This is a genomic window from Sutterella sp. (assembly GCF_030539355.1).
Taxonomy (GTDB): domain Bacteria; phylum Pseudomonadota; class Gammaproteobacteria; order Burkholderiales; family Burkholderiaceae_F; genus Sutterella.
The window spans coordinates 1-8,072 of the sequence record NZ_JAUNSF010000084.1 but is presented as its reverse complement, the minus strand read 5'-3'; the positions used below and the strand labels follow the sequence as shown (position 1 = coordinate 8,072).

6 protein-coding genes and 1 pseudogene are annotated in these 8,072 nt (G+C 66.9%); all 7 read right to left on the bottom strand.

Annotated features, from left to right (window positions below; all coding sequences use genetic code 11):
- Positions 1-1,639 (bottom strand): annotated as a pseudogene (locus tag Q4F91_RS10310) (AAA family ATPase); the annotation flags it as partial.
- 35 nt (positions 1,640-1,674) lie between these two features.
- On the bottom strand, positions 1,675-2,718 hold the full coding sequence (gene tssG, locus Q4F91_RS10305; protein ID WP_303337409.1) for a type VI secretion system baseplate subunit TssG: 1,044 nt from the start codon (positions 2,716-2,718) through the stop codon (positions 1,675-1,677).
- The gene (tssF, locus tag Q4F91_RS10300; protein WP_303337407.1) at positions 2,697-4,553 is read right to left on the bottom strand and encodes a type VI secretion system baseplate subunit TssF; all 1,857 of its coding nucleotides are present in this window, start codon (positions 4,551-4,553) and stop codon (positions 2,697-2,699) included. The genes tssG and tssF overlap by 22 nt, the downstream gene beginning before the upstream one ends.
- 79 nt (positions 4,554-4,632) lie before the next feature.
- On the bottom strand, positions 4,633-5,130 hold the full coding sequence (locus Q4F91_RS10295; RefSeq protein ID WP_303337405.1) for a GPW/gp25 family protein: 498 nt from the start codon (positions 5,128-5,130) through the stop codon (positions 4,633-4,635).
- 117 nt (positions 5,131-5,247) lie between these two features.
- On the bottom strand, positions 5,248-5,775 hold the full coding sequence (locus Q4F91_RS10290; RefSeq protein ID WP_303337403.1) for a type VI secretion system tube protein Hcp: 528 nt from the start codon (positions 5,773-5,775) through the stop codon (positions 5,248-5,250).
- A gap of 116 nt (positions 5,776-5,891) precedes the next feature.
- Positions 5,892-7,379: a type VI secretion system contractile sheath large subunit gene (tssC, locus tag Q4F91_RS10285; RefSeq protein WP_303337401.1), complete on the bottom strand. Its 1,488-nt coding sequence runs from the start codon at positions 7,377-7,379 to the stop codon at positions 5,892-5,894.
- Between the two features lie 21 nt (positions 7,380-7,400).
- A complete protein-coding gene (gene tssB / locus Q4F91_RS10280) occupies positions 7,401-7,934 on the bottom strand; it encodes a type VI secretion system contractile sheath small subunit (protein ID WP_303337399.1) in 534 nt (177 codons plus the stop codon).
- Positions 7,935-8,072 lie beyond the last annotated feature (138 nt).

Here is an 8,072-nt window from a genome sequence, read left to right as displayed (position 1 = left end):
GCCGGAGCCGCTTCCGCATTCTCTGCGGGGGCTTCCGCGGCCTCGGCGGTCTCGGCGACCTCCGTGACCGCATCGGCGGCCGGCGCATCCGGGTTCACATCCATCTCACGGAGCTTCGTGCGCAGTTCCATGCACTCGGCCGAGAGGGCGCGCTCGCGGGCGAGTCGCTCCTCGAGGTCCTTGAGCTTCGCGCGTTCGGACTCAAGGCGCGCCGTGACCTTCTCGATCTCCTCCTCGTGGTCGGTGCCCGAGCGGGCCTCGCGGCCGAGGATCTCGAGCTCAAGCTCGAGCGCGGTGATGCGGCGGCGGGTGAACTCGACCTGCGCGGGCTCGGAGGACTGCGAGAGCGCGACGCGCGCGCAGGCGGTGTCGAGCACGCTCACGGCCTTGTCGGGGAGCTGGCGCGTCGGCAGATAGCGACGCGAGAGCTTGACGGCCGCGGAGAGCGCCTCGTCGAGCACCGTGACGTGTTGTGCTTCTCAAGGGTCTTCACCATGCCGCGCAGCATCTGCACGGCCTTGTCGTCGTCGGGCTCGTCGACGAGGATGTTCTGGAAGCGGCGCGCGAGGGCCGGGTCCTTCTCGAAGTACTTCACGTACTCCTGCCAGGTGGTCGCGGCGATGCAGCGGAGCTCCCCTCGCGCGAGCGCGGGCTTGAGCAGGTTCGCCGCGTCGTTCTGGCCCGCGGCGCCGCCCGCGCCGATGAGGGTGTGCGCCTCGTCGATGAAGAGGATCGTCGGCTTGTCGGCGTTCTGCACTTCCTCGATCACATGCTTCAGGCGGTCCTCGAACTCGCCCTTCATCGAGGCGCCGGCCTGCAGCAGGCCGATGTCGAGCGAGCGGAGCACGCTGCCCTTGAGGCAGTCGGGCACGTCGCCCGCGGCGAGACGCTGCGCGAAGCCCTCGACCACGGCGGTCTTGCCCACGCCCGCCTCGCCCGTGACGATCGGGTTGTTCTGGCGGCGGCGCATCAGGATGTCGATGATGCGGCGGATCTCCTCGTCGCGGCCGACGATCGGATCCATCTTGCCGCTCTTCGCCTTCTCGGTCATGTCGATCGTGTAGCGGGCGAGCGCCTCGCCCTTGCCCATGGCGGGCTCGCTCATCATTTCCTTCGCCTGGCCCGAGCTCGCGGTCTCGCCCGAGGGGGCGGGAGCGGCGGTCTCGGCGGAGTCCTTCACGGCCTCGGCGAACTTCTCCTGCAGGAGGTCGCCGTTGACCTTGAGGAACTCGCGCGAGATGTCGGCGAGCAGACGCGTGAGCTCGGTCGAGGTGCGCAGCGCCAAGAGCAGGTGGCCCGTGCGGATCGCGCGCTCGCCGAAGACGAGCGAGGCGGCCATCCAAGACTCCTTCACGGCGAGTTCGATGCCGGCCGAGAAGTCGAGGATCGAGGAGGCGCCGCGCGGGAGACGCTCCATCGCGGCGGTGAGGTCCTTGGCGAGCTTGCCCGAGTCGACGCCGCTCCACGCGAGGATCGAATGGAAGTCCGTGCGCTCGCTCATCAGGATCTGGTTGACCCAGTGCACGAGCTCAACGTACGGATTGCCGCGCGTTTTGGTGAGAACGGTCGCGCTCTCAAGCGTCTTGTAGGCGACGGGATTGAGTTTCCCAAAAAGCTGTATGCGCTTCAGTTTGCTCATGTGTCTGTTACTCCGTAACGTTGCTGTGAAATCTTTCAGACGGTCTCGCCCGCGCGTCCCGAGGCGGGAAGCACGAGGCGGACCTGGTTGAATCTGTGTGTTCCGGTCGTGAGCGCCGCTCCGCGGCCGAGCGCGGCGGCGTCCCTGTCTCCGGCGTCGCGCCCGAGCGCGAGCCTCGGCACGGTCCCGCCGCGGATCTCGAGCGCGAGCTCCCAGTCGACGGGGCGCTCGAGGTAGAGCGTCACGAGGGCGTGAAGCGCGTCAAAGACGGGCGTTCCCGGCATGAAGCGCTTGGCGCGCTCGAAGTCAACCGGACCGATGCGCACGCGCATCTTCCGCGAGCGGCTTGCGTACCGGCGGCCGATCTGCATGTTCCGTCCGAGGGTCGAGACCTCGCGGCGCCCGAGCCGGCAGCGGTAGTCGGCCGGGATGTCGTAGTCGCCCTCGACGCACTCTTCGACGCGCACCTTCTCCTCGGTCCAGAGGGCGAGCATCTTCGCGAGCCCGTCGGCGGTGCGGGGCATGCGCGAGAGGAAGCGCGTGAAGGCGCGCGCGGCATAGTGCGGCAGCCCCATGTCCTTCTCGCGCTCGGGGAGTCCCGCGATCGCGCGGACGACGTTGCCCGTCAGGTCGTCGCCGGAGCGGTCGAACTGCACGGCCTCCTCGTTCTGCGCCCAGGCGCGGTAGTAGAGCGCAAGGAGCCGATGGTGGATGATGTCGGCAAGCGCGGTGCCGGCGCGGTCGTAGTGGTTGTGCGAGCGCTGGAAGAATTCGTTCGTGAGCTCGAGCGGCATCGGGCCGCCGACGCCCCAGAGACCGAAGAAATAGACGCGCAGGCGCGCAAGCTCCCCGTTCGGTCCGTCCGGCAGAATCCGGGCGATCGAGGTCTCGGGGAAGCGCATGTAGGGCTCCTGCCCGAAGCGCAGCGGCTCCTCGGCGAGATGCCCGGCCTTGCCGACGCGCGGCAGGTCCGTGCGCACGTTCTCGATGCGGCGAACGAGCTCGTTGAAGTCGGGCTCGGCCTCGCCGCGGCGCAGACGATTGGCGCTCGAGCGTATCAGCTTTCTGGCATCGTCCATCGTCCGTACTCCGTGCCGTCCTCCTCAAGAAGAACGAACTCCACAGTGGTGTTGATCGGCGTGAGGCTGCGCACGAGGCTTCTGAGCGCGAGCCCGAAGAGCCATGCACCCGTGCCGGCGAAGCGCTCGGCGTCAAGCGACGCGCGCACCTCCCAGCCGTTCTCGAAGAAGACGCAGCCGCGGCGGATGAAGCGGAAGACCTTCGGCTCCGCCTCGAACCCGGTGATGCCCGACGTGAGGCGCTCGGTCTCCTCCTCGGGCAGCGAGCTGTACTGGCGCACGAGCCGGCGGATCATCTCGAGCGGCCGCGTCCCGGGCTGCCAGAGAACCGTCGAGAGGTTCATGAAGAGGTGCGAGAGCTTCTCCCAGTCACCGGCGGCGCCGCGCGCGATCAGCGGCGGCTGCGGACGCGTCGGGGCGCTCGCAAAGTACGCGGCGGCGACGCCGGGCGCATCCTCGGCCTCGAGCCGCTGGTCGGCCCTGAGGAAGAGCGGCAGATCCGCGTTCGTGCAGGTGATGTCGGCCGCTGCGTCATGGACCTGATCGCGCACGGCGTTCCAGCCGCGGCCCGAGAGGGCGATCCAGACCTCATGCGGGCGGTAGTTGCCCTTCACGCGGCCGGCGTTCTTCGGGAACGTGAGGCGCTCGCGGCGGTGCACGCTGAAGAACGTGTGCGTCGGCGCGAAGTTCTCGGTCATGCGCGCGTCGTAGAAGCGGTTCGCCGAGAGAAGGTGATGGTTGCCGCGCGAGAAGATGTCGACCTTCTCGACGCTCCTCACCTCGTAGTCGACGGGCGAGGTGCGCGAGGCGACGACATGGAATTCATAGCGGTCGCCGACGGGCATCCGTTCGGAGCGCTTCGCGAAGAGATTGAGCGCGGGGACGCAGTTGAGCCGGACGCCGCTCGAGAGCTGCGCGTGCACGAGCCCGGGGTCGCGGCGCCTGAGCACGAAGGCCGCCTCGAAGTCCTGCACGCCCGTGCCGAGCGCGGCCGTAGCCGCGCCGAAGAGCCCGCGGATGTCGATGAATCTGAGGAAATCGGGGTGCTCGAGGACGCCGCGGAGCACCTGCAGACCATGGAGCGACCCGCGGCGGTCGTTGAAGAGCGTCGCGGACGGGTCATCAAAGACCGGATGGCGGACGCTCACGCCCTCAATGCACGTCCAGGGCTCGTCGCCCGACGCGCGGCGCACCCAGACGGACTCGACGTCCGAGAGCATGAGCCTCATCAGGTTGGAGCTCTCCTCGGCGGGAAGGCCCAGGAAGAGCCTCAGCGGCGCGGTTCCGAGCGGGGCCATCGCTCCCGGGCCGCCCAGCACGCCGAGCGAGAGCACGAGCGCGGAGGCGTCCGACGGGCGCTTCGGCGCGAAGGGCTCAAGTCCGCGCAGGATGTAGCGCGCCCCGGAGAGCGCGACGGGGAGCAGCGGCGCCGCAAGCTGCGTCGAGAAAATGACGGGCGTGCGCGAGACGGGCGTCATCGCGCGGAAGCGCGACCCGACGGGAAGCTCCGCCGTGCCCGAGCGCACAAAGTCGCTCGACATCTCGGGCGTGAGCTCGAGCACCGCGCCCGAGGCCTCAGGCGTGAGCGACATCGGCGAGGCCGCCGTGAGGATGCTCTCGAGGAGCCGCGGATAGCCGTCGTCGAGGCGCTTCTCCACACGGGCGGCGAGGAACGCCGTGCCCTCGAGAAGCCGCTCGACGAAGGGATCCTGGCAGTTCTCGGCCGTGAGTTCGAGACGCGCGGCGATCTTGGGAAACTCCGCGGCGAATTCGCCGGAGGATTCCCTCAGGTGCGCGAGGTTCTCGCGGTAATAGTCGAGAAATGCCTTGTCCATCGTCTGTCCTTTTGTCCTCTCTCTTCCCTTCGGGGCCCGCGGAAAAATCCCGGGAAGCCCCTGCCCGCCGGCCGGAGCCCTAGCGGACCTCGACCGTGCCGGTTTCGAGATCGATCTCGGAGACGCAGAGCATCTCGCCCGAGAGGGGCGCGACGCTGATGCGACCCGTGATCACGAGCGCCCAACCCGAGCCGTCGCGCTTGCTGCCGTCGCGCACCTCGACCTCGAGCGTCTCGGGATCGAGCCGGGGCTCGAACCAGCGCAGCTGCCTGAGAATGTCCTCGCGCAGCCGCGCGCGGTTCTCGTCCGAGCGCGCCATGCCGCAGAAGTCGGAGAGGCCGAGGCCGAGCACGGAGCTCATCAGCCGCGGATCGTCTCCGAGCTCGCCGGCCTCGGGACGGAAGCGGGAGTGGAAGATGAGCCGGATGTTCTCAAGAATGCTCTCGCGAAGCTCGGCGAGCGACACTGAGCGCGAGAAGGACTCGCGCCGCGAGTCGGGATCGTTGTCGCGCAGCCGCGTGAGCACGCAGGGCATGAAGCGATCCTTGCTCGAGAGGTTCCGTTCGTGAAGGGGCATTCCTGAGAATATCCAGTCGGTGAATAAACCAAGTCCCGGAGGGGATCCGGACGTGCCGGAGAGCCGTTCCGCGGGAACGGCTCGAAGCGGACGTCCGGTCCTTCCGGGCTCTTCCTATCAGGAGTTGGCGATCTGGTCGAAGCTCGCCTCGACCGCGCCGTCCTTGGTGTTGTCGGGCTTGATCGGCGTGACCTTCCAGGTCATCTTGCCGGCGATGAGCTCGACCTGCTCAACGGGCTGGTACGAGTTGCCGACGCCGGAGAAGGTGTCGAGCAGGCTGCCCGTCTTGGTGCTCTCGACGGCGACCGTGCGCACCTCGGCGCGGGCGATCTTGACGTTCTCGAGCTTGATCTCGTAGACCGGGACCTGGGCGCCGCCGATGGCGCGGCAGACCTGGAACTCGACCTTCGCGATCTTCTGGCCGGACATGCAGAACTGCTGGAGCTTCGGCGTGGCCTTGTCGAGAAGGTGCGTGAAGACGAACGGCACGAACTGGCCGCGGCCGGCGACGTCGGTGGCGCGGCCGGCGCCCACGTTCTGCATCGAGCCGTGCATGAAGCCGACGACCTCGATCCACTTGCCGTGGGACTTGTCGTTCGACTCGCCTTCAATGCCTTCGATGCGGATGAAGAAATCAGTTGCCATGGTGTTTTTCCTACCTTAGAGGGAATGAATTTAGTTAGGAAGCCCGTGGAAAGTCATGATCGGACGCCGCGTGCGGGCTCGTGCGCGCGACGTCCGGAAAAAAGTTGACGCGGGGGTTACTTCGCGCCGCTCGGCACCTTGGTGGTGAGGCGCAGAGACGTCGTGAGACCCTCGAGCTGGTAGTGCGGACGGAGATAGAACTTGGCGCTGTAGTAGCCCGGCTGTCCCTCGATCGCCTCGACGGTGACCTTGGCCTCGGCGAGCGGGTACTTCGCCTTCACTTCCTCGGGCGCGTTCGGGTCGCTCGTCACGTAGCCGCTGATCCAGTCGGAGAGCCAGCGCTCCATGTCCTCGCGCTCCTTGAAGGAGCCGATCTTGTCGCGCACGATGCACTTGAGGTAGTGCGCGAAACGGGAGGTCGCGAAGATGTAGGGCAGGCGCGCCGAGAGGCTCGCGTTCGCCGTCGCGTCCGGGTCGTCGTACTCGCGGGGCTTGTTGACGGTCTGGCCGCCCAGGAACACCGCGTAGTCCGTGTTCTTCCAGTGACAGAGCGGGAGGAACCCGTTCTTCGAGAGCTCCGCCTCGCGGCGGTCCGTGATCGCCGCCTCGGTCGGGCACTTCATCGCGACGCCGCCGTCGCCCGTCGGGAAGGTGTGCATTGGGAGCGACTCGACCGCGCCGCCCGACTCCACGCCGCGGATGCGCGCACACCAGCCGTACTCCGAGAAGGCGCGGTTGACGTTGGCGCCCATCGCGTAGGCGGCGTTCATCCAGCAGTACTTCGCGGAGGCGCCGGACCCCGTGTCCTCGTCAAAGTCAAAGGTCTCGACAGGGACGCCGCCGGCGCCCCAGGGCAGACGCGCGAGCACGCGCGGGAGCGTGAGCGCCACGTAGCGGCTGTCCTCGGACTCGCGGAAACTGCGCCAGGTCGCGTACTCGGGCGTCGAGAAGATCTTCGAGATGTCACGCGGGTTGGAGATGTCCTGCCAGCTGTCGAGGTTCATCATCGCGGGCGAGGCCGCGGCGATGAAGGGCGCGTGCGAGGCCGCGGCGATGCGCGAAATGCCGCGCAGAAGCTCGACATCGGGCGCCGACTGGTCGAAGTAGTAATCGCCCACAAGGCAGCCGAAGGGCTCGCCGCCCGCGGTGCCGTACTCGTCCTCGTAGATCTTCTTGAAGACCGGGCTCTGGTCCCAGCTCGTGCCCTTGTACTTCTTGAGCACCTTCGCGAGATCCTTCTTGCTCACGTTCATCACGCGGATCTTCATCGACTCGTTCGTGGCGGTGTTGGTCACGAGGTAGTTGAGACCGCGCCAGGCGCTCTCGAGGTCCTGGAAGTCCTTCTGGTGAATGATATCGTTGACCTGCGCGGAGAGCTTGCGGTCGAGCTCGGCGATCATGCCCTCGATCGTCTTCACCGCGTCGGTGCTCACGAGCGTGGCGTTCTCGAGCGCCTGGGCGACGAGCGTCTTCACCGCGCCCTGCACGGCGAGGTTCGCCTCCTCGGTCTTCGGCTTGAATTCCTGCGAGAGGAGCTGCTCAAACTCGGAAATTTCGACGGCCTGCGACTGGGCCGCGGCTTCTCTCTGAAGTTCTTCAGTCATGCTTCAAATACTCCTTCACGCTTATTCTTCGGTCTTCTCTTCGGCCGGGGCGGCCTCCTGGGGCTTGGCCTGGGCGGCGAGCGCCTTGAGGAGCGCCGGATCCTGCAGGACCTTGGCGATGAGTTCCTCGGCGCCGGTCTTGCCGTCCATGTAGCTCAGCAGGTTCGCGAGCTCGGTGCGGGCCTCGAGGAGCTGCTTGAGGCCGTCGACCTTCTCGGCGACCTTGGCGGGCGAGAAGTCCTCCATGCTGTCGAAGGTCATGTCCACGGCGATGTTGCCCTCGCCCGTGATGACGTTCGGCACCTGGAAGGCGACGCGCGGCTTCATGCTCTTCAGACGGTCGTCGAAGTTCTCGGAGTCGATCTCGACGAACGAGCGCTCGTCGACGCGCGGCAGCGGCTCGGCGGGCTTGCCCGAGAGATCCGAGAGCACGCCCATCACGAAGGGCAGGTTCACCTTCTTCTCGGCTCCGTAGAGCTCGACGTCGTACTCGACCTGTACACGCGGTGCACGGTTCTTGCCAATGAACTGCTGACCGCCGTTGCTTGCTGACATATGACTGTCCTCCTTCTCCCGTTTCACGGGGAATGGTTTGTGAATTGAAATTCGGTGGGAATCGACGCGGGCTCGGCTTTACCAGCCTAAAAGCCGCGGAATCTACACCCAATCAGTTTTCTCGTCCAGGAGCTGAAG

Bases quoted from the DNA above. Each gene is read 5' to 3' on its own strand.
- tssG (WP_303337409.1), bottom strand. From the start codon at position 2,718: ATGGACGATGCCAGAAAGCTGATACGCTCGAGCGCCAATCGTCTGCGC.
- tssF (WP_303337407.1), bottom strand. From the start codon at position 4,553: ATGGACAAGGCATTTCTCGACTATTACCGCGAGAACCTCGCGCACCTG.
- Q4F91_RS10295 (WP_303337405.1), bottom strand. From the start codon at position 5,130: ATGCCCCTTCACGAACGGAACCTCTCGAGCAAGGATCGCTTCATGCCC.
- Q4F91_RS10290 (WP_303337403.1), bottom strand. From the start codon at position 5,775: ATGGCAACTGATTTCTTCATCCGCATCGAAGGCATTGAAGGCGAGTCG.
- tssC (WP_303337401.1), bottom strand. From the start codon at position 7,379: ATGACTGAAGAACTTCAGAGAGAAGCCGCGGCCCAGTCGCAGGCCGTC.
- tssB (WP_303337399.1), bottom strand. From the start codon at position 7,934: ATGTCAGCAAGCAACGGCGGTCAGCAGTTCATTGGCAAGAACCGTGCA.